Source organism: Legionella gratiana (assembly GCF_001467695.1).
GTDB lineage: Bacteria > Pseudomonadota > Gammaproteobacteria > Legionellales > Legionellaceae > Legionella > Legionella gratiana.
On the sequence record NZ_LNYE01000029.1, the window covers coordinates 89,955 to 111,923 of the forward strand.

The window sequence follows — 21,969 nt, forward strand, 5'->3', positions numbered from 1 at the left end:
AGACCTGTTTAATCCAAAGCGGGCTCCATTGCTGCTGATTTTCCTTGTATCCATGAACTTATAAATGGCGGCAAGCACATTAAAATTAAACCACCAATTAACGTCAATTCATAACGGACCAAACTACCTACATTAATACCTTCTGGCGGAATAAAACTTACTCCCAAGGTAGTGCATACACCAACAATTCCTACGCCTGCAACAAACAACATTCCAACTAAACCACCTGGTATTTTAAAAGGTCGATGATGCTCCGGTTGCGATAAACGTAATTTAATTGCAGCAAGAAACATAATAAAATACATTAACATATACAATTGAGCAGCCAATGCTGTTAATAACCAATAAGAGCCATTCACGCTAGGCATAAACAAAAATAACCCTGACAACACAGTAACAATGGTGGCCTGGGTATATAACATAATGACAGGAGCACCTTTGGCATTAGTGCGTTGGAAATAATCCGGTAAGTTTCCATCTTCTGCTGCTACCAATAATCCTTTTGTAGGAGCAATAATCCAGTTGCTTACACCACCTAGGCCGCCCAAAACCAACATAACTGCCACTACAGGCATCATCCAATACATATGGTAGCTTGAAAAAAATGCTTCAAACGCCTGCATAATTCCTGCTACTAGGTTGATGTCTTTTCCAGGTAGAACAATCGCGATAGCTAAAGAGCCAAGAATTAAGGTACTTAAGATAATACCTACTGAATAAATTAATACCTTGGGAAAAGCATGTTGTGGATTCTTTACGTCATTTGCATGAACAGTGGCGATTTCGATACCACAGAATGACATAATAATTGCTGTAAGAGATACCCACATGGATTTATCCTCTAAGTGAGGAACAATGCTTGGAATATCAAATTGAATCTGCAAAGGATTACCCTGGGTTACCCAAACTACTCCAAGACCAATAATTAACGACATAGGTAACAATAAACCTGCAAGAGAGCATAAGTTACTAAATGCAGCAGAAGACTTCATACCTCGTAGATTTAATGCAGTAGCCCCCCAAAATGAACTAACGATAACGGCCCATAGAAAATAAGGATTGCTCGTTAATGTTGGATTAATTAAATAGCCAATTGTTCCTGCAACAAAAGATAAAATGGTTGGGTACCAAATGACATTTTCTATCCATTGCAACCAAATGGCTAAAAAGCCAATTCTTTTGCCAAATGCTTGTTTCACCCAAATATAAATCCCTCCTTGTTTTGCCCACCCCGAGGCTAATTCAGCTGAGACTAAAGCAGTAGGAATTAAAAAAAATAAAGCGCCTAGGAAAAAATAAAAGATTAATTGACTACCGAATAAGGCTGTTGCTGGTAAATTACGTATGCTATCCACAGATCCAACTGTAATCATAGTCAAACTGAAAATTGTTAGTGAATGTTTTTTCTCAATCATCGCAGTCCTTCAGTGCAGTTTTTTGGGCGTGCAGAAGCTTATATTATATAAAAAGTAAGCTTAAGAAACGCTTAATAATAGGGCAATAAATAAACAAAATGTTCCTGAATTTTATTTACCATGAAACCTACTTATCGGTTGTCATGTAAAATAGCATGATTTAATCAGAAAATCTCTGCATTTTTTCTTAACGTTGTGTTAATCAATAGGGCTGTATAAAAACAGTATTTGCCAGTTTCATACTACAGCCTCTCTATGCTATAGTGACTATTTTTTTGGGCATACATTATGTTTGAAACCTTAACGGAACGTTTAACCCGCACCTTTAAAAATTTGCGAGGATTGGGTCGATTAACTGAAGAAAATGTACAACACGCGCTGCGTGAAGTCAGACTATCCCTGCTTGAAGCAGATGTTGCCTTACCTGTTATTAAAGAATTTATAGACCAAGTAAAACAAAATGCTTTAGGACAAGAAGTTTTAACTCATTTAAATCCTGATCAAGCTTTTGTGAAGATTGTACATGACGAATTAGTCCATGTCATGGGTGATGAGCGTGTTGAGCTCAACTTCAAAACCCAACCTCCAGCTATATTTTTAATGGCAGGATTACAGGGCTCAGGTAAGACAACCAGCACTGCAAAACTAGCGCGCTACTTAAAAGAATCTGAAAATAAAAAAGTAATGGTAGTTAGTGTTGATATTTATCGACCCGCTGCAATCCAACAGCTTAAAGTATTGGCTGAACAAATAGATGTTACTTTTTTCCCAGCAGAAGCTAATGAACCACCGTTAATTATTGCTCGTAAAGCTTTGGAAGCTGCGAAAAAGCAATATATGGATGTATTGCTCATTGATACCGCAGGTCGTTTGCACATTGATGCCGAGATGATGGCTGAAATTAAAGAATTACACCAAGCGGTGAACCCAATTGAAACTTTATTTGTTGTAGACAGCATGACAGGACAAGACGCTGCAAATACAGCAAAAGCATTTCATGAGGCACTTCCATTAACAGGGGTTATTTTGACTAAAACAGATGGCGATGCACGAGGTGGTGCAGCTCTTTCTGTAAAACAAATCACCGGACAACCTATTAAATTTATTGGCAGTGGCGAAAAAGTAGATGCACTAGAACCCTTTCATCCTGAACGCGTTGCTTCAAGAATTCTTGGTATGGGTGATATTCTTACCTTAATTGAAGAGGTTGAACGCAAAGCAGACAAGCAAGCTAGTGAAAAACTTGCTAAAAAGTTAAAAAAGGGGAAGAGCTTTGATTTGGAAGACTTCAAGCAACAACTGCTGCAAATGAATAATATGGGTGGTATTGCTGGAATGATGAGTAAGTTACCTGGTGTGAGCCAAATGATGCCTCAGCAAGCAATGAAACAGGTCAGCGAAAAAGCTATGGCACAAACTATTGCCATTATTAATTCAATGACCCCAAAGGAGCGCCGTATTCCTAAACTTATTGTAGGTTCTCGCAAAAAACGTATTGCTCTGGGTTCAGGAACACAGATACAGGATGTCAATAAGTTATTAAAGCAATTTGAACAAATGCAAAAAATGATGAAAAAATTTACTAAACCTGGTGGAATGCAGAAAATGATGCGTGGAATTGGTGGTATACCTGGATTAAAAGGAATATTACCAGACGATTTTAAATAATTCGTAAGAATTACTTCACATGGTGAATTAATTTTCGTACAATACACGGCATTTTTATGCTTAGTGCGATTACTAAGTATGTGTAACCACTCTAAAATAGAGGAAAATAATGGTCGTTATACGTTTATCTAGAGGTGGCGCTAAAAAGCGTCCTTTTTATCATATGGTCGTTACTGACAGTCGCAAACGTCGCGATGGCAGTTATATTGAGCGTATTGGTTATTTTAATCCTATAGCCCGTGGGCAAGAAGTTCGTTTGCATATTGATGCAGAAAAATTGAGCCATTGGCAAAAAGTAGGGGCAAAATTATCTGATCGAGTTAGTGCTTTAGTTAAAGAATTTAATAAAAAAGGCGAAGCTGCTTAAATAACGTGGATAATCAGAAGAATTGGATAATAATTGCCCGATTTGGGCGGCCTCATGGTGTTAAAGGGTTTATTACGGTGCATTCTTTTACAGAACCCCGTGATAATGTTCTGAAATATACAAATTGGCATGCTTTTATTGATAATAAATGGCGACCTATTAAATTAGTGCGTGCTGAAGTACAAAGCAAATCTATTATTATCCAAATAGAAGGTTATCTTGAGCGTGAATTAGTAGCTCATCTTACTAATATAGAAATTGCAGTACACCAAGATCAACTGGAACAATTGAAGCCTGGTGAATATTACTGGCATCAACTTATAGGCATGAATGTGATAAACCAACAAGGTGAGTCTTTTGGAAAAGTCACTGAAATAATTCCTACGGGTGCTAATGATGTGTTGGTTGTAGAGGGTGATAAAAGACATTTAATCCCTTACTTACCTGGCCAATTTATATTAGATATTAATCTCAACCAGCAATTAATCACTGTTAATTGGGATGTGGATTTTTAAGTGGTGCTTCATCTTGGAGTCATTAGCCTAATACCCGAGATACTTAATGCCTTGAATTATGGCATATCGGGTAGAGCCATAGCGCAAGGGTTAGTAAAAATTGATTTCTGGAATCCAAGAGATTGGTCCTCTAGGCCTTATAGACAAGTAGATGATAAACCTTATGGGGGTGGCCCTGGGATGGTCATGATGTACGAGCCCTTGCGGGGAGCCATTGTGCAGGCACGAAGCCAAATGCCAAGTCATTGTAAGACGATTTATCTAAGCCCTCAAGGCAGAGTAATTCGCCAAAATGACTTAAATCAGGTGGCAAGTGAGAAACAACCCCTGCTATTTATTGCAGGACGATATGAAGGAATTGATGAGCGTATTCTTCAACAGTATGTAGATGAAGAATGGTCTTTAGGAGATTTTGTTTTAAGTGGTGGTGAGTTAGCAGCCACGGTATTTATCGATGCACTTATTCGCTTAATACCAGGTAGCCTTGGGCATCTTGGTTCAGCAGAACACGATTCATTTATGAATGGTTTACTGGATTGCCCCCACTACACTCGACCGGCAGAGGTTGATGGATTAGGTGTTCCGCCTGTTTTATTAGGCGGTAACCACAGAGATATTGAACTGTGGCGAAGAAAACAGTCTCTAGGTAAAACTTGGCTTAAGCGGCCGGATTTACTTGAAAAAATACAGTTAAGTGAAGCAGACAAGCAATTGCTTGTTGAGTTTAAGTTTGAGCACGGTGAATCCTAGACGATGAACCAATTTGAGGAGTAGTCCATGACTAATATTATTGACCAACTGAATGCGGAGCAAATGCAAGGTAAGGAAATCCCTGAGTTTAATCCAGGTGATACTGTTTTGGTTCAAGTGAAAGTAATTGAAGGTAACCGTGAACGCTTACAAGCTTTTGAAGGTGTTGTCATTGCTAAGCGTAATCGTGGTTTGAATTCTGCTTTTACTGTTCGTAAAATTTCTCATGGTGTTGGTGTTGAGCGTGTGTTTCAAACCTACAGTCCAATTGTTGATAGTATTACTGTAAAAAGACGCGGTGATGTACGTCGTGCTAAACTTTATTACCTACGCAACTTGGCTGGACGTGCTGCACGCATTAAAGAAAAATTAACTGGCAAAAAAGAAGGCTAGGGGTTTTATTCTTTAACTCAAAGTTTGGTTAAAAATTATTCATAATCCCCACATTGTGGGGATTATTATTTATGTTACCGATAAAAAATCTCATGATTTTCTAAGTTTTTTCATCCATGACAACAACATCTCCATCTGCTGTTTATGTGTCGCTTCGATCCAGCGTGTAAAGCAATTGGTAGACTGTTTAGTATTCAGCTTTCTCATCACGAGCTATCGTATCATCAACGGGAATGCCATTCTCATAAGTCAGAACCTGCCTTTACCACTCGAGCTTAAGTAAACCGAAATTTCTGATTGCTCCAGCCGTCACATCCATGAATGTAGCACCACTAATAATAAAAAATAATTTCAATTAGCGGATAGCGCTTAATTGTATAACACCACATTAGATTACCAGGTTGGATAAATTATATTCCTTATGCTATATATTTAATAAAAGTGTATTTTAAATTTCTAATTTGTATTTTAAATGAGGTGCAGTATGCAAGATAAGCAAGATAAGCAACAGGGGTATAAATTCGAGAATCCTAAATTATTTTTCACACTTCCGTTCTCAATTCTTACGTCAGCGTTTACAGGTGCGAAACCACCGGAGGAATTTCACTGTCCACAGAGAAAAGCATTACATGAGCATTGTTCAAAGGTGCAGGGCTTTGATAGTTATACGGTTCCACCAGTAAATATTGAGTTGCATCATGAAAAAACACCTTTGACTAAAGAGTCATTTCAGGCTTTAAAAGATGATATGGATCATACGGCATCGTGGAAATCAACATTTTCAGATAAAGAACGCATTCAATTTTATAAGGAACAATCGGAACATCAGACCAAAATTAGTAAAAGCTTTTTTGAAGCCGGTGAACATGAAGGAGCGTTCATGCATGCGAGATTGTCCGATTTCTTTTCATTTAAAGCAAAGACATTTGATTTTGGGAGCCGATTGGGTCAGCAAATGGATCAGGAGCTGTCAGGAAAAACAACTCCGATAATAACTCAAAATTGGTAATTATATAAATAGGGGGAATGTATGATACCTAAGGATACAATAATGGGCCGTCAAGGTCCGAGTTCAGGCGTGCACACAAAGGATTGTGCACTTCTTTCTTTAACTCCTAAAGAACAATTTTTTCCGTACTTAGTCGACATTGCTGAAGATATGCTTGATTTACCGGAGGAGGAAACAAAAAAATTACTTGATCATTCTCTTCTTGAAAGCCATACTGTGCCCGTTTGTATTCCCCTGCTTACTAAACCTGATGATTTATCTTTATTTATTAAAAATAATAGCAAGATATTGTTTGATTTAATGTTAACTGCTTGGCCATTTAAAAACGCGCAATGGGGTTTTACTGATAAAAATAGTGAATTAATTGAAAAGCTTGTTTATATTAAATATTTCCCAATAGTGTATAAAGCGATTACCAAACGAGTTAAAAACACGTTGGATTTATCAGTAACGTTCGTTGGTCCGACCAAGGCTTTGGTTGATTATATCATAGAGAGCTTGGCCTCAGAAAAAATGGATCGAAGAGAAGAGGAATTAAGAACTTTGCTATTTATGCTATCGACTGGAATCGCTATTGTCACAAATACATTGGAAAAATCAGCAAATCAGAGTACTGAGGACTATCTTTTGGCAATAAATGATTCGAAAAACTATCTAGCTGTTCTAAAAGATAAAATAGTAGAAACTCTTTTTAATTTTTATTTTAAGAGTAAAGATGAATATCCTCCAAACAGTAGTGATGAATTTTTGCATTTTTGGTTTGATACAAAAACCTATCAGGGAATGTATATGTTTCCTGAACCATCAATCGCAAAAAAATATGCTTAAAGTTACAGTGTTATAAATGTTGATAGGGATTATATTAAGAAAATCCCTATAACATTTATAACCTCAAACTCAACCTATTCCAAGTCTAAATGATGTGTCTTCATCAAGAGAGTAGTGTTTTCTGAGATATTCCATCGCTTCTGGAATAAGTTCCTCACATGGTTTTACTCGTTCCCCACCATTAAGGTTTGCATCAAAGAAGCGACATTTTGATGCACTTTGCTTTCCAAGATATACTTGATGATATTTATCTTTTTGATTTAATTCAAATGTCATTAACATATGGTCTTTATCTTCTAAAGTTTTACTGACTTTCTCTGGGGTTAAACTTTTAAGAGAATGGTGTTCGTCTCGATGCTCTACCTTATTTTTATGAAAAGCATGATGCTCCTCTTCACCTGGATTTTGGGCTCTAAAATCAATCTCTTGATTTTCTTCAATTATGGATTGCTTTAAAAATTGCTTACCATCTTGTAATTCTTGGGTTGGATCTTGTTTCTTTAGTAGTAAATCTAAATAGTGATTTGACATTGGTTGACACATCCCAACAGCTTCACCATCATCGTTAATGGCTTGCCCACTTTCCATTAACATATCAAATTGATTCGTAAATGGCTTGATACCTTGCAGTCTTTTAAATAATTTTTCTAGCATGTAAAACTCCATATTAGGGAGAGCAACAAATAATGTTGCACGTAATTAATACTGAAACAAACAACAGTTATTATACTGAATTGTACAATAATAAGTCAAATTTATTTCCATTAGTACTAAAATTACCCCTTAATGATTTTTTATTAGAGCTCTTCTGAAACTATCATAGATGCTCACTGACACAGCAGTCGAAAAATATGCATGGGAATAAACGTTCCCATGCATGTTATTGGGCACCTTAGAAAATAGTGCAATTAATGCTATTTTGATTTTGGGTTTCTTGTAAATCAATTGTTGGCAATTTTTTTTCTAATTCATTAGGCTGTATTAAAGAAACGAGCTTTAAATGCGTAGCAGAAATTTTACCGTTATTATCGATAACATTACTTTTTAAGTTCAATGGAATTTCAGCCTTAATAATTAAAGGAGTATGCCAAACGGGATCTCGACCTTCAACGCCATCCATAGAAGACATATAGGTAAAACTTAAATCTGAATGTCGCTTGGAAATTGTCAATGCATATTGTTGCGCTTCTTCTTCAGAGCCAAACACCTTAACCTTTTCGCTTCCTTTAGGCAGCGCATTGATTATATCGTTTGTTGGGTCCTCGTTATAAAGGTATTCAACGCTGCGTATGATGCCTCCTTTGATATTTTGCATTTCTACTATCTTGTTGCTGACAACGTAAACTGGGCTTTTACCTAATCCAGCTTCCTCTAAAATCATTTGCTTAATAAATTTAGGTGGTTGAGCTTGCTTGCTAATAACTCTATTAATAGCCATTAATGTAGTTAAAGTCGCATTGTTTCTTGCAAAAATATCTTTAGCTCTCATGCTAATCTCCGGTGGTTTACTAAAAAAAGGTTTTTAAAACCAAGGAAGTACGGGATCGTCTATTTCCTTGGTTTATATAAAACCAGAAAATCACGATATACCCGTTTAATGAAAGCGATTAAACTAAACACCAGCAAAGTGGTGTCAGTCCTCTGACTTACTCAGAGAAGATATCATCAGTATTTATCATAAAATGAGGTGATATAATACCATGCCTAGCATAAAATGTAAACAATTTGATTGTATTTTGGTTATTTTTGTATTGAAAATTTATGGCAAAAGTACTCAAATGAAATTATTATCTCTTTGGGATTTTCAAACCATGGGTAGTGTCCTACGTTAGAAATTTCCTTTATGAGTATATTATTTCTCGGGTAGAGCTTATTTTTTTTAAAAAGCGATAAAGGCGTACTATGATCATGAGATCCGGTGATAATTAAAGTTGGAATTTTCTGCGGTACCCACGTGGCTTTATACTTTTTAGAGTCAAAAAGTTCGGATGATTGAACGTGGGCTGTATTATTAATAGGTAATTTTTCGAATAGATATTTTCCTTCACATAATGATTTTTCATTTATAAAGAGTACTTGGCTGAAGCCACTAAGAGCCGCCTTAAACGCTCATCATCTGGATTTACAGCATATTCCTCTTCAGCTTTAAGAATGGATTCATCCGTATGATTTTTACAGTATTCAATAAATCCTTCTTGCCATGATGAGTCTGGTGCGGAACCTATTAATACAAGGCCATATAAAATATTTTCCAGTTCGGGCATGGTTTGAACATACATTCCAGGGGTAGAGTGTGCCACTAGTATTACTTTTTTAAATGCTGTAGTCGCTTGGATAATTGAGGAATGTAAGTTTGAAATGGGTTTATCTTTTAAAACATTTGCGCCGTCATTAGGCAAATCTAAATGCCAAATAGTACCAGGGATTTATCCGAGCGTTTTATATTACTAAAAGTAAGGACTTAATCACAACAAATCATAGGAAGATAGAAAATGGTTGAAATTAAACTTGAGGCGTTTCTGATTGCCCTGAAATCAATTCACCAATGGATTTTTTATGCAAAACCAAATTAAAAAAACCTATTCCCATTCCCGTTACCCAACGCCAAGTGTTGTCTAAAGTTGAAGGTGGAGAAAGAGCATCTAAACGTTCTTCTTCCCATTTACTAGGGTGAAATTCACGAAGTGTGTTCACATAATTAGTAATTTCATCAGCTACTTTGGGTGTGAATTCAATTTGTTCATATATATAGGTAAGTAAACGTTTTGCCATACTTAATCGGGCCGTATAAAGTTCGTCTTGTTCTTTTTTTAATCTCTCTAAGTGTAAAATATAATCTTCAAGAAGATACCTAAGTCGAGTAATTTCATGAATTTTATGAAAAACAGCATTGACTTCATGTTTATCCATATTTTCTACCCATTGAAAAAACTTGGCTTGTACTTCAGTTAAACTGCTTTGATAAATCGATGAGGGCAATTGTTTACTACTTTGGTCTACTAATTGATTGATTTCATGACAAGTTACTTTAGCAGAATGGGATTGTGGACAAAAATTATGCTTATGGAAAACCATACATAGAAATAAAGCAACCATAATAGTTTTAAATGCGTAATCTAATTTTCCTTGTAACGGTTTGGATTCTAAATCATATACTGCATGTAAGAGGGCTAATTTCTTGGCATCTTCTTCTGAATAGCCATTATTTAACCATTCAAAAATTAAGGAATTTGTTGTATCGTCAGCATCTAAACTCTCTTTATCTGAATATTTTTTCGCAATAAAATCAACCCATTCCAAAAAAAGAAGATACTTTCCCTCATGAAGTGCTTTCAGGTATTCGGAACTGGATGAGAGCATGATGGTCCTTGACTACTTTTTTTCAATCATATCCTATAATTAAAAAACATAAACATGCAAATGGTGCACACTATGAAAAGGAAATGGTATGTGACTGTTGCTTTATCTCTTTTGCCCCTTCATTTATCTTTGGCAGCAAATTGCGATTTAACTCATTTTCGTTGGGAATGTGATTTGCCTGTTCATGTTAAACCAAAACCAGGAGCCACATCGCTTGTATATTGTGGTAACTCTTACGGTTATATAACAAAACAAGAGTATGACATACTCGCTCGCTATCAACGTGCTAATGTTAATATGGTCTTAGATATTAATGGTGAATATATAGACAGTCCTTGTATCGCTGCACAAAGATAGTAAAATAGGCCAGTAAACTTTACTCTGGGAGTGCGAATGCATTATCCTAGAAAAAGCAGTTGAATCCGTAGATTGCCCGCTACGAATTCAACTGCTTTTTCTAGAAGTATCCTTTTCCAGCTTCTTTTTTATTTTGCAGTGCATAAACTTAAGATACGATGAATAATAGGATCATTGAGATCGATGGCATCCCCATTGAAGTAATACGAAAAAAAATTAAAAACATGCACTTACGTATTTATCCACCCGATGGATTGGTTAAGGTAAGCGTGCCTCTTAAGTTTAGTGATCAATTAATTCGACAAACGCTACAAACTAAGGGGACATGGATTCATCAACAACGTGAACGCATTCGCAGTCGCTCCATTATTGAAAAGGGTGAATTAGCAACAGGAGCTACTGTAGCTTTTAAAGGAAAACACTATTTGCTCATTGTCCAGGAGCATCATGGTCCCACACACATTAAAATAAATGACGAATTGATGTACTGTTATACGCCACCAAACAGTTCTCACGAACAAAAACAAAGGCTCCTTGATAATTGGTATCGATATCAAATGCAAATCGTAGTACCTGATTTAATTCAGCACTGGGAGGTTATTGTTGGTGTAACAGTGTCTCAATGGGGAATAAAAAAAATGAAAACACGTTGGGGCTCCTGCAATACGAAAGCAGGGCGTATCTGGTTAAATCTTAATCTTATAAAAAAACCACAGATCTGCATGGAATATGTCTTGGTACATGAGTTAGTACATTTACTTGAGCCCAGCCATAATAAACGATTTTATCAATTGATGAGCAAATTTATGCCCGAATGGCGCCAATATGAATTTCTACTTGAAGGACGTACACTTTGATCGATTCTGAATTACTTATCCATAATCTTTGCACCCAAGGATTTCATATTATCGAAGATTTTCTTGAGTTTAATCAATGCCAATTAATTCAAGAAAAAGCTCATGAAATGTATACACAAGGATTATTTCGCGGAGCAAAAATAGGTCTTAATCTAGATTCCCAGAATAATAAGACTATTCGAGCGGATGAAATTTTTTGGTTGGATGAATATGAAGAAAATCCAGCAATACAAAATTATTTAAAACGAATCCAGCAATTAGCACAGCTCCTCAATCAAGAGCTCTTTTTAGGGCTGCATGAATTTGAAACTCATCTCGCTGCATATCAACCTGGATCTTATTATAAAAAACATATTGATCAGTTTGCTATGAAAAAAAATCGAAAAATCTCTTGTGTGTATTATTTAAATAAAGACTGGCGGCCTGAGTTAGGTGGTGAATTAAAGCTTTACAATCAAGAAGAACAACTAATCCAAGTTATTTTACCCCAAGAAAATCGTTTTATTTGCTTCAGCAGTGAGTTACCCCATGAAGTATGTCAGACCCATCGACCTCGGTATAGTATTGCTGGTTGGTTGAAGACTCGTTCTGAGTATATGTATTAAGGCGATTCTCTTCTTAAGAAGATAGTGAACCAATTATTAGCTTACGTTTGTTCAATGTTGTGCGCTACTGAAGGTTAGTGCAACAAGAAATTAAATATAAAAAATTCAATCATATTGAATAAATTATGAGCATTAACTATAATTAGCTTAGTGTTGTTTTAATATGAGGATGTCAGTCATGAAATCGCGTGAATTTAAAAATAATTTTTTTAACACAGCAATCAAAAATTTATCAAATTCCGGAGTTGAAAAAAAAATTCAGTCAATAAATGAAGCTATAAGTAGAGCTCAACACGAAGTTAGTACAATCGAAGATAAAATAGCGAAGTCAGAAATTGGATTAAAATTATTAAAGTTATTTGATCAAATACAGGATGATAAACAATCTTTAAAATTAGCAACAGAAGAAAATAAAGAAGGATTGCAAGCATTAGCACAAACATTACTTGATATACATGAAAAAGAATATAAAATCATCGAGGAACAATGTGATAAACTTAACAAACAACTCAGTGAATCAAAAGAGTTATTAAACGAATTAAACGAACAATTAAAAGAAGTATTGCAATCTTCTATGAACATTAAACCACTCTAAAAGTGTGTGTTGTACAGAAGCCCCTTCTTTTAATAAGTTGGAAAGTTTTATCTATAGGTGTACTTAATTGTCTTCATGATGTCTTAAATTTTAAAAAGCGCCGAATTTGCTTGAACGAAGTAGTGATATTTAAACTCAGATATAATTTGGGATTTGATAATACCTAGGTTACTCAATTGGGCCTATTCAATTCATCAACAGCAATAATGCATGTATCCATCCATCGTTTAAATGAATTACAACTTGCTTTCGAAGAAATACGATTCTTGTGTATAATGATATTTTTATTTTCACTTATCCCTTATGCATGCCCTAGAGATTAAACAGCTATCTAAAACTTATGCTAATGGTGTTCAAGCATTGAAAGGCATTGATTTAACCATTAACACGGGTGACTTTTTTGCTTTGCTGGGAGCAAATGGGGCGGGAAAATCAACAACCATCGGCTTAATAACTACCTTACTCAAAAAAACATCTGGTAGCATCTGTATTTATGGTTATGATTTGGAAAAAGAATCTGAAAAAGCCAAATCGTGTTTAGGACTTGTACCCCAGGAAATTAATCTTAATATTTTTGAAACTTGTGAACAAATTTTACTAAACCAAGCAGGTTATTATGGGATTTCGCGAAAAAATGCCCAACCTCAAGTTGAATCATTATTGCAACAATTAGGCCTTTGGGAGAAGCGACATTCTATAACACGTCATTTGTCTGGTGGCATGAAACGTCGACTGATGATTGCTAGGGCGTTAGTGCATAAGCCCAAGGTATTGATCCTTGATGAACCTACAGCTGGCGTGGACATAGAGATCAGACACAGTATGTGGGAGTTTTTAATCCGCACTAATGCAGAAGGAACAACAATTATTCTTACGACTCACTATCTTGAGGAAGCAGAACAATTGTGTAAGAACATTGCCATTATCGATAAAGGAGAAATTATAAAAAATACTTCGATGAAGGCTTTGTTACAAACATTGCGACATCAGACTTTTATTTTTAATACAGAAGATCGCATGAATACTTTGCCTGATTTACACCCATTCAAACCATCACTCATTGATAGTACTACTATAGAACTTAGAGTTGATAATCACTTAAGTTTAAATGACGCATTTGCTCTCTTCACCAAACAAGGAATACGGATTCATAGTATGCGCAACAAAACCAATCGCTTGGAAGAGCTTTTTTTGGATCTCATAAAAAATGGCCATTAAAAAACAACTTATTGCACTTTATACTTTGGTACGACGCGAACTTGTTCGGATGTTTCGTATTGCATCCCAAGTTTTTTTACCCCCAGTAATCACAACCACACTTTATTTTCTTATTTTCGGCAGCTTAATAGGGCCTCGCATTGGCAATATTGAAGGAGTAAGCTATCCAATGTTCATTGCCCCAGGACTAATTATGATGTCAGTGATTGTTAATTCCTATGGCAATGTATCTTCTTCATTATACAGCGTTCGCTTTCAAAGAAGCGTTGAAGAAATGCTTGTTAGTCCGATGCATCATGGTCTTTTACTTCTAGGATATGTCTTAGGGGGCGTATTTAGAGGATTAATTGTTGCTGTTTTAGTTTTTCTTGTGGCTAGTTCTTTCTTAACCCTGGAGTTAAGTCATTTGCCTATGACTCTGTTAGTGGTCTTATTGGTTTCTGCAATATTTTCACTGGCAGGTTTCACTAACGCAATGGTTGCCCGTAATTTTGATGATATTATGATTATTCCAACGTTCATTTTGACCCCGCTTACCTATTTGGGGGGGGTATTTTACAGCATTACCATGTTGCCAGAATTTTGGCAAAAGGTATCCTGGTTTAATCCTATTTTATATATGGTTAATGCACTGAGAAGTGCAATGATAGGCCAAAGTGAAGTAAGCATCTCTTTGGCTATGGGTATTATTGTACTCATGTTAGTTTTACTCACTATGCTCAACATGATTTTGTTGAAAAAAGGAGTAGGGTTACGCGAATAATCACACGCTACCTCAATACTATGGGGTAGTCTGAGTGGAATCTGAAAACTCTATACCCTTTTGATCCAACATTAATCGTGCTTTTTCTGCTAGAATTTTATGTGCTAATCCAGTGGGGTGTACTAAATCAAAAAATAAATAACCTGTGCAAACATCTTCTTTTGCTTGAGATTTTACTGCTGCAACCATTTTTAAAACAGATGTTTGAGCGATGTTATCCTCAAATTGAACACAAGTATCTGTAAGGTTGGTAAAGCCATAATCTTGCGAATGCTCTATGACCTCTTCAAAGGCTTGATATAGATCATAATAAAGCCATTCTACATCTGGATATTCATGTCTCAAATTATCAATCGATCGATTTAATAAGTGATTATGCTCTTTAGCAAAGAAAGTCATCTCTCCTACAGCACCTAGTTCAAACGCAGCAGGGGTCCGGCCTAAATCAGGTAAATTCACCACTAAGATATGTTTGGCGCCTTTTTCGACTAATCGTTGTAAACTATGTACAATTCCAGTATGAACATCGTGTAACGTTTTTTCAATTTCAGAAGGTAATGCAATATAATTATTAGCTCCTATCCATACCACAAAAAGGCTGTCTCCACTAGCTTTGTCATTATGTTCCAACAAATACTTATTAACCTCTCTCCTTAATGTAAATAATACATCATCCGCACCTTCCTCTTCAGAAACACCGGCTCCTCCAAAAGCATAATCAAATAAATGATCGCTAGGATTTTCAGGAAAATAAGAGGCGATCACATGCTCAATCCAGACCGGTCCATTAGAAAAACGGCCTTCATAATAAGGGGGCGATTGTGGAATTTGCTTTTTCATAAATTCATACAAATTACCGTTATCAGATAAACTATCTCCAAATATAACGATATTATGAAGAGGGGTTGCTGAAATAATCCCAGAAAATAAAAAAGCACCTATAGTTGCTAACAGTCTCATGAATACCCTTAATCTTAATCCTAAAAAAGCAGTGTCAACAGACCCTAGCTATGACTTCTGCACTGATTTTGAAGAGTTTATTTGATTGTTTTAAAAACAAAAACATCGGCATTATAGTATGAAAAATCGTTCATAAGCAATTTTTTTAAATCATCACGTAATATAGTATTTTTAATTATTTATCATATGGTTACGTTAAATTAACTATGAAACAGAGCACTGAAGAAGATATAATTATGATTATTTGATGGACAAACTTAGGGCTTGTCCGCGGTCTGCAGTGTTTTAGCACAGAGCTCCTAGAAGATCCCGCAGAGAACTGCGGAACGTGGGAGAGTAGAGTGAGACTGAATTTTTAGAGATGTATCGACGATTTAGCGCCTTCGTAGAGAGCGATGTGATTACTGAATTAAGCACTAACTGATTAAAGTTAATTTTAACTGCCGTCCACAAACCCAAGCTTTGGTTAAACCGCTCATGACTTCTTTAGGCATGCCTTTGGGAAGACGTACAATAGAATGATCATCAAGGATTTTAAGGCCGGTAATGTGCTTACTTTGTAAACCTGCTTCATTAGCAATAGCACCGACAATATTGCCTGGTTTTACTCCATGAACCTTACCTACATCAAGACGGAACAAATCTTGTTCTAAATCATTAGTTTTTTTACGGCTTTCTCTAAAACCCTTCTTATCCAAAGCAAAACTTTTTCTTTCGTCAAAACGAGAAGATGAGCGCTCGAATTTACCATTACGTTCGGAACGGCTTTCTTTCATTGGGCGATGTTCTTTAGGCAAGGATTGTTCCTTTTGCCATGGCATATCTTTATGCAATAATAAGGCAAGTGTTGCAGCAACATCGACGGCAGAAGCATTATTCTCTTTGATGTATTCTTCAATAATTCGTTTATATGAAGTTAAGTGTTCATGTTCTAAACGTGCAGTAATATTCGCCATGAAACGCTGTTGGCGTGTCATATGGATCATATGGTCTGTTGGCACAGCTACTTTAGTAATACGCTGACGAGTATGTCGTTCGATGCTTGTAATAAGTCGACCCTCCTTAGGTGTTACAAAGAGCACAGCAACCCCAGAACGTCCAGCTCTTCCTGTTCTTCCAATACGGTGAACATAAGTTTCATTATCATGAGGTAAGTCATAGTTAATCACATGAGTGACTCGCTCGACATCTAAACCACGTGCAGCAACATCGGTAGCAACTAGGATATCAATTGCTCCCTGTCTAAATTGAGCAATAATACGTTCACGTAATGCTTGAGTAATGTCACCATGTATGGCCATAGCTCGCAGCCCTTGTTGTTGTAATACTTCTGCTACTTCTTCAGTACTGCTTTTAGTGCGTACAAATACAATAACGCCCTGATGCTCTTCCACTGCTAACACCCGTAATAATGCGTCAGGCTTTTGATGCCCTGATGCAAACAAGAAACGTTGTTCAATACTTTTTACTGTGGCAGTTTCGGCACGTATTTCAATAGACGCGGGATTATGCAAATACGTATTAGCAATTTGGCGTATGCGATGAGGCATAGTTGCAGAAAATAAACCTATTTGTTTTTTCTCGGGCAACTTAGACATGATTAGTTCAATATCTTCAATAAACCCCATACGTAACATTTCATCTGCTTCATCAAGGATGAAAGTGCGTAAATTGTCTAAAAGCAAAGTACCTTTATCGATATGATCCAAAATTCGCCCTGGAGTCCCGACTACAATTTGCGCTCCAGCTCGTAATTGCTTCAATTGACGACCATATTCTTGGCCACCACATAAAACCGCAATTGTAATGCCGCGTTGATTGGCACTTAATAATTCGAACTGTTCTGCAACTTGAATAGCCAATTCACGCGTAGGTGCTAAAATTAAAGCTTGAGTGTTGCGCGAAGATAAGGATAAATTTTGCAAAATAGGTAACGCAAAAGCAGCAGTTTTACCGGTTCCTGTTTGCGCAAGGGCAATGGCATCTCTACCTTCTAGCAGTAAAGGAATAGTTTGGGCTTGAATTGGTGAAGGAATAGTAAACTTCATATCCTCTAACGCTCTATTTAAGGCATCAGAAAAATTAAAAGAAGTGAAGTTGGTGATTTCTTGAGACATAAAAATCCTGATTGAGTAAAACGTAGCCTAAAAAGGCAATGTGATATAAAAATTGAACATTATAATAACAAAATAAACAGGAAAAAGCACTATATTTTTAGTTGATGACTTTATATGGACAACAACGTAGCGACATTAAGGAAGGGAATTTTCTGGAAATTTCCGGATTTTTCCACCTTTATCCAGAGCTGAAGTTGCTCACGTCATCGGTTTTCGTGCTCATGGATGCTCTAATAGTTGTTACGATTGTCCTAATGCCGCAGAAACATGGACCATTTCATTTTTAGCCGCAGTGTTTTGTTGGCAAGGATACTGTTTACTTGCTCCTAGCCAAGCTACCTGGGATACGGTCATCGAATCTTTGTCACTTTGTTGGCTTGACATTTCTTTATAAGTTTGTTGCAGTAGCTGACAAAGAGTGGTTGCATTAAGCTGTACGCTTGGAGGTAGGCAAAAAATAGGATTGCCTTGGTTTTTAGCAATTTCATTTGCCTGAAGCATTGTTTCGGCAATACTTTCACAGGTTATAGTTAGAACGTGTCGCGCTGAACGAGCCCAAGCTTGAGCTTGTGGATCTGCTTTAATTTCCATCTGTGGAATATTATCGGCAATATTTATATAATTTTTTATAGTATCTGCATGGATGCAGTTACAAAGAAATATAAAACTGATGAATAATAGACGCATAATAAATCCTTAAATTTAAATGCCATGGGGTTTAATTAATCCCAGTTTAAAAGCAATTAATAAAAAGATAAATAAACTAACAGAAATACTTACCCTAATGGTCAATGCTCTAACTGTTCGTTTCGAATTACCCGAATCACGAATGAGGAAAATAAGCCCACTTGCTAAAGAGCCTGCGATAATAATCATGGCAAAGATGATGATAATTTTAGTGATCATTTGTTATACTCCTGAAAATTGCCATCAGATTATGGCCAACATTTGAACATTTGATGAACCATGCCCAGTTTAACCTGTTTTAAATTTCGTTTCACCCCAAGTTGGTTGATGCTTATCCTCACCATCCTATTTTTTTCATTATTTACTCGTCTTGGTTTTTGGCAAATTCAACGAGCAGATGAAAAAAAGAAAATGATTGTGGCACAAAAAACTCAAGAACTGCAAAAACCTTTTTTTTGGACTCATAATCAAAAGCAGCCCTTACAATATGAGCGTATTATACTGAAAGGAACTTATTTGCCACAGATATTTTTATTAGATAACCAACACCACCAACATCAATTTGGATATAATGTCTTATCGCCTTTAGAACTTCCTGATGGTTCAGTTCTTATGATTGATAGAGGCTGGGTTCCTGGAGAATTGAGTCGTCGAATTCTTCCTAATATCAAGACCCCAAATGGTTTAGTGAAATTACAGGGATCTGTGTATTTTCCAAGTAAAAATCAATGGGTTTTAGGTCCTTCCTTAGAAAAGAAAGGAAATAAAGTAATAATTCTTGAACGCTTGGATACACAATTGATTAGCCAAGTTTTGCAAAAAGCGGTCTCTCCGTTTATTATTCGCCTCGACAAACAAGAGGCAAATGGATTTGTGCGTGAATGGGCGACGGTATCTATGCCCCCGCAGCGGCATTTAGCCTATGCCCTGCAGTGGTTTGTAATGGCGTTGGTTGTCCTAATTATATTTGTGGCATTAAATCTGAAGAAAGAAAATGAAGAAACAAGCTTCTAAATATTACATTTTATTATTGTTAGTTCTAATATTTGCAACTCCTGGAATAGCTGCGTATTTGTTTTATCAGCATCCTTCTTGGTTAGGCACTGCAACGATTAATAAAGGAACTTTACTCAATCCACCTGTAGCGTTGAACTCCTTCGAAGGAGCAGCAAAATGGCGTATTATTTTTTGGAATCCGAGTGTTTGTGATAAAGCATGCATAAAACAGCTCGATATTATAGCTAGAGTTCGATTGGCGTTAGGACGTAAATTATATCAAGTTGATCAATGGTTGCTTCTTGGTAATAAATCACCCTCATTATCTCAAGAACAGCACTCTTTTCTAAGAGAAATAGATTTTAAAGTGACGAAATTACCTGCAACCGAAATCCAAGCCCAAAGAGCTTTATTTGCTCAAGCAAAAATTTTTATAGCTGATCCTAATAATTATTTAATTCTCAGTTATTCACCACAGGTTAACCCTGATGATGTGTATAAGGATTTAAAGTTGTTGCTCAATACAACAGAAAACAAGAGTGATAAATCCAATGCAAAATAAATTATTACGCTATGTCGTAACATGCGCTATTCTTTTATCTTTATTTGTAGTCATGTTGGGAGCTTATACTCGACTCACAGATGCAGGGTTGGGTTGCCCAGATTGGCCAGGCTGCTACGGACAGATGGTTCTTCCTAGCACTAAGGAACAATTGCAGGCCGCTCAAACTCAATACCCAAAAATTCCTATTGAAACTAGGAAAGCATGGACTGAAATGATCCATCGTTATATGGCGGGTACTTTAGCATTATTGATCTTTTTTATTGGCTTTTATGTTTTACGTAAACGTGCACAGGGTGGTCATTTACCTTGGCATTTGCCTGTTGCTTTATTAATCCTAGTTATTTTTCAAGCAGTTTTGGGGATGTGGACGGTCACTTTAAAACTCTTACCTGTTGTAGTCATGGGGCATCTTGTAGGAGGTATGTTGATCGTTGCTTGTTTAAGTAGGTTTCGCTGTCAAATCAGCACCTTAAGTGGTCACGATTTACCGCAATGGCGTCCTTGGTTACGTTTAGGCGTTCTTATTGTTTTGATACAAATTGCTTTAGGTGGCTGGGTTAGCGCTAATTATGCAGGAATTTCATGTATTGGTTTTCCAACATGTAACGGAGCTTGGTGGCCTGAGTTGCATTTTTCCCAGGGGTTTCATTTATTTTCTCCAGTAGGAGCAAATTATCAAGGTGGATTACTTGAGCATGATGTGCGAACGACGATCCAATTTATACACCGCTTGGGTGCAATGATAACTGCTGTTTATGTGATAATGCTTTCCTTTTTTATTCTCTTGAAAAGTGACTTTAGGTATCTTAAAACAGCAGCTGTAGTGATGTTTTTCTTGGTATTAGTTCAATTTACTTTAGGGATTCTTAATGTGATTTATTTACTTCCAATTACAGTAGCTGTAGCTCACAATGGAGTTGCGGCATTATTATTGGCTACTGTATTTAGCACATTGCATTTTACGCGTAAGGGGCAGAATGATGCATGCTGATCCTACAGTGCAACCTACATCAGCCGTTTGGCGTAATTATGTTGAATTATGTAAGCCTCGTGTTGTGTTATTGATGCTCTTGACTGTTGTAGTTGGTATGTATCTTGCTGCTCCAGGGTGGGTAAATTTATTTCTGTTAAGTACCTCTTTGTTGGGTATTGGGTTATGTGCAGGTAGTGCTGCGGCAATTAACCATCTTGTCGACAAACGAATTGATTCCATTATGGCTAGAACGAAAAAAAGGCCTGTAGCGAGTGGCCAAGTTTCAGTGCGTCAAGCTTTATGGTTTGCCTTAATCATGGGAACAATCGGATTAACTGTTTTAGTGGTTTTTGTGAATGGGTTAACTGCATTGCTCACTTTTATGACTTTGATTGGATACGCGGGTATTTATACAGGTTATTTAAAACGAGCTACTCCACAAAACATAGTAATAGGGGGGTTAGCTGGCGCTGCGCCTCCATTATTAGGCTGGACTGCTGTGACGAATCATTTGGATCCGCAAGCGTTGTTGTTGGTGCTCATTATTTTTATTTGGACACCGCCCCATTTTTGGGCTCTAGCGATTTATCGTTATGAAGAATATCAACATGCGCAAATTCCTATGCTACCAGTCACTCACGGTATCCAATTTACTAAATTGAATATTTATTTATATACCATTTTACTGGTTGTAGTGAGCGTATTGCCTTTTGTTATTGGGATGAGTGGCTTATTTTATTTGATTGGCGCATTAGTGCTTGGTGCACGTTTTTTATTTTGGGCGCATCAATTATATCATACAGATAAGTCTGTGGTTGCGATGCAAACATTTAGATTTTCAATAATTTATTTGATGCTACTGTTTGTCTTTTTATTGATTGATCATTATTTGTAAGGATATAGGAACTAAGTTCCGTTATATAGGGTTTGTTGACAATTCGCCATTTTGGCCAGGAGAGTAGAATTTCAAC

General features: G+C 36.5%; 26 protein-coding genes. 17 read left to right on the forward strand and 9 right to left on the reverse strand.

Translation table 11 applies throughout. The features are described 5' to 3' along the window. Positions 1-8 precede the first annotated feature (8 nt). Positions 9-1,415, reverse strand: coding sequence for an APC family permease (locus tag Lgra_RS13350; protein WP_058499766.1), 1,407 nt, complete (start codon positions 1,413-1,415; stop codon positions 9-11). Positions 1,416-1,703: 288 nt separating this feature from the next. Between Lgra_RS13350 and ffh the strand changes: the two genes are divergently transcribed. The 7 genes from ffh to Lgra_RS13385 all read left to right on the forward strand — a co-directional run bounded on the left by ffh (position 1,704) and on the right by Lgra_RS13385 (position 6,945). Then, positions 1,704-3,083 (forward strand): signal recognition particle protein, encoded by a 1,380-nt coding sequence (gene ffh / locus Lgra_RS13355; protein WP_058499767.1) that lies wholly within the window; start codon positions 1,704-1,706, stop codon positions 3,081-3,083. Positions 3,084-3,192: 109 nt separating this feature from the next. After that, complete coding sequence (gene rpsP / locus Lgra_RS13360; RefSeq protein WP_003635023.1) at positions 3,193-3,450, forward strand: 30S ribosomal protein S16; 258 nt, start codon at positions 3,193-3,195, stop codon at positions 3,448-3,450. Positions 3,451-3,455: 5 nt separating this feature from the next. Beyond that, complete coding sequence (rimM, locus tag Lgra_RS13365) at positions 3,456-3,965, forward strand: ribosome maturation factor RimM (RefSeq protein ID WP_058499768.1); 510 nt, start codon at positions 3,456-3,458, stop codon at positions 3,963-3,965. Continuing rightward, complete coding sequence (gene trmD / locus Lgra_RS13370; protein WP_058499769.1) at positions 3,966-4,715, forward strand: tRNA (guanosine(37)-N1)-methyltransferase TrmD; 750 nt, start codon at positions 3,966-3,968, stop codon at positions 4,713-4,715. A gap of 27 nt (positions 4,716-4,742) precedes the next feature. Further along, a complete protein-coding gene (gene rplS, locus Lgra_RS13375) occupies positions 4,743-5,108 on the forward strand; it encodes a 50S ribosomal protein L19 (RefSeq protein WP_058499770.1) in 366 nt (121 codons plus the stop codon). Positions 5,109-5,592: 484 nt separating this feature from the next. Next, entirely contained in the window at positions 5,593-6,117 is a 525-nt protein-coding gene (locus tag Lgra_RS13380) for a hypothetical protein (RefSeq protein ID WP_058499771.1), read from the forward strand. Positions 6,118-6,159: 42 nt separating this feature from the next. Next, positions 6,160-6,945 (forward strand): hypothetical protein, encoded by a 786-nt coding sequence (locus Lgra_RS13385; RefSeq protein ID WP_238584453.1) that lies wholly within the window; start codon positions 6,160-6,162, stop codon positions 6,943-6,945. Between the two features lie 69 nt (positions 6,946-7,014). On the opposite strand, the gene Lgra_RS13390 is transcribed toward Lgra_RS13385, so the two are convergent. The 4 genes from Lgra_RS13390 to Lgra_RS13405 form a co-directional block, all read right to left on the reverse strand. After that, the gene (locus Lgra_RS13390; RefSeq protein ID WP_058499773.1) at positions 7,015-7,599 is read right to left on the reverse strand and encodes a hypothetical protein; all 585 of its coding nucleotides are present in this window, start codon (positions 7,597-7,599) and stop codon (positions 7,015-7,017) included. Between the two features lie 238 nt (positions 7,600-7,837). Further along, on the reverse strand, positions 7,838-8,434 hold the full coding sequence (locus Lgra_RS13395; RefSeq protein ID WP_058499774.1) for a hypothetical protein: 597 nt from the start codon (positions 8,432-8,434) through the stop codon (positions 7,838-7,840). 574 nt (positions 8,435-9,008) lie between these two features. After that, complete coding sequence (locus Lgra_RS13400; protein WP_058499775.1) at positions 9,009-9,344, reverse strand: hypothetical protein; 336 nt, start codon at positions 9,342-9,344, stop codon at positions 9,009-9,011. Positions 9,345-9,447: 103 nt separating this feature from the next. Continuing rightward, positions 9,448-10,305, reverse strand: coding sequence for a helical bundle domain-containing protein (locus tag Lgra_RS13405; protein WP_058499776.1), 858 nt, complete (start codon positions 10,303-10,305; stop codon positions 9,448-9,450). A gap of 72 nt (positions 10,306-10,377) precedes the next feature. On the opposite strand from Lgra_RS13405, the gene Lgra_RS13410 reads away from it, so the two are divergent. The 6 genes from Lgra_RS13410 (at position 10,378) to Lgra_RS13435 (ending at position 14,700) form a co-directional block, all read left to right on the forward strand. Further along, positions 10,378-10,662: a hypothetical protein gene (locus Lgra_RS13410; protein ID WP_058499777.1), complete on the forward strand. Its 285-nt coding sequence runs from the start codon at positions 10,378-10,380 to the stop codon at positions 10,660-10,662. Between the two features lie 158 nt (positions 10,663-10,820). Beyond that, the gene (locus tag Lgra_RS13415; RefSeq protein WP_058499778.1) at positions 10,821-11,519 is read left to right on the forward strand and encodes a M48 family metallopeptidase; all 699 of its coding nucleotides are present in this window, start codon (positions 10,821-10,823) and stop codon (positions 11,517-11,519) included. Then, the gene (locus Lgra_RS13420; RefSeq protein ID WP_058499779.1) at positions 11,516-12,124 is read left to right on the forward strand and encodes a 2OG-Fe(II) oxygenase; all 609 of its coding nucleotides are present in this window, start codon (positions 11,516-11,518) and stop codon (positions 12,122-12,124) included. Before Lgra_RS13415 ends, Lgra_RS13420 begins: the two co-directional genes overlap by 4 nt. Positions 12,125-12,302: 178 nt before the next feature. Continuing rightward, positions 12,303-12,719 (forward strand): hypothetical protein, encoded by a 417-nt coding sequence (locus Lgra_RS18355; protein ID WP_238584454.1) that lies wholly within the window; start codon positions 12,303-12,305, stop codon positions 12,717-12,719. A 303-nt stretch (positions 12,720-13,022) separates the two neighbouring features. Continuing rightward, a complete protein-coding gene (locus tag Lgra_RS13430) occupies positions 13,023-13,937 on the forward strand; it encodes an ABC transporter ATP-binding protein (RefSeq protein WP_058499780.1) in 915 nt (304 codons plus the stop codon). Beyond that, the gene (locus Lgra_RS13435; RefSeq protein WP_058499781.1) at positions 13,927-14,700 is read left to right on the forward strand and encodes an ABC transporter permease; all 774 of its coding nucleotides are present in this window, start codon (positions 13,927-13,929) and stop codon (positions 14,698-14,700) included. The genes Lgra_RS13430 and Lgra_RS13435 overlap by 11 nt, the downstream gene beginning before the upstream one ends. An 18-nt stretch (positions 14,701-14,718) precedes the next feature. Here Lgra_RS13435 and plaA read toward each other — a convergent pair whose 3' ends face one another. The 4 genes from plaA to Lgra_RS13455 all read right to left on the reverse strand — a co-directional run bounded on the left by plaA (position 14,719) and on the right by Lgra_RS13455 (position 18,683). Then, complete coding sequence (gene plaA, locus Lgra_RS13440; RefSeq protein WP_058499782.1) at positions 14,719-15,660, reverse strand: GDSL family lysophospholipase PlaA; 942 nt, start codon at positions 15,658-15,660, stop codon at positions 14,719-14,721. Positions 15,661-16,076: 416 nt separating this feature from the next. Then, positions 16,077-17,777 (reverse strand): DEAD/DEAH box helicase, encoded by a 1,701-nt coding sequence (locus Lgra_RS13445; RefSeq protein WP_058499783.1) that lies wholly within the window; start codon positions 17,775-17,777, stop codon positions 16,077-16,079. 240 nt (positions 17,778-18,017) lie between these two features. After that, positions 18,018-18,464: a hypothetical protein gene (locus Lgra_RS13450; protein ID WP_058499784.1), complete on the reverse strand. Its 447-nt coding sequence runs from the start codon at positions 18,462-18,464 to the stop codon at positions 18,018-18,020. A 15-nt stretch (positions 18,465-18,479) separates the two neighbouring features. Next, positions 18,480-18,683 (reverse strand): twin transmembrane helix small protein, encoded by a 204-nt coding sequence (locus Lgra_RS13455; RefSeq protein WP_058499785.1) that lies wholly within the window; start codon positions 18,681-18,683, stop codon positions 18,480-18,482. A gap of 60 nt (positions 18,684-18,743) precedes the next feature. Between Lgra_RS13455 and Lgra_RS13460 the strand changes: the two genes are divergently transcribed. The 4 genes from Lgra_RS13460 to cyoE are packed head-to-tail and all read left to right on the forward strand — an operon-like array spanning position 18,744 to position 21,893. Then, positions 18,744-19,478, forward strand: a complete 735-nt coding sequence (locus Lgra_RS13460) for an SURF1 family protein (RefSeq protein ID WP_058499786.1) — start codon at positions 18,744-18,746, stop codon at positions 19,476-19,478. Further along, positions 19,459-20,022 carry a hypothetical protein gene (locus Lgra_RS13465; RefSeq protein ID WP_058499787.1) on the forward strand — a complete coding sequence of 188 codons (564 nt, stop codon included), beginning with the start codon at positions 19,459-19,461 and terminating at the stop codon, positions 20,020-20,022. The genes Lgra_RS13460 and Lgra_RS13465 overlap by 20 nt, the downstream gene beginning before the upstream one ends. Beyond that, a complete protein-coding gene (locus tag Lgra_RS13470; protein WP_172468385.1) occupies positions 20,012-21,016 on the forward strand; it encodes a COX15/CtaA family protein in 1,005 nt (334 codons plus the stop codon). The genes Lgra_RS13465 and Lgra_RS13470 overlap by 11 nt, the downstream gene beginning before the upstream one ends. Beyond that, positions 21,006-21,893: a heme o synthase gene (cyoE, locus tag Lgra_RS13475; protein WP_058499789.1), complete on the forward strand. Its 888-nt coding sequence runs from the start codon at positions 21,006-21,008 to the stop codon at positions 21,891-21,893. The genes Lgra_RS13470 and cyoE overlap by 11 nt, the downstream gene beginning before the upstream one ends. Positions 21,894-21,969 lie beyond the last annotated feature (76 nt).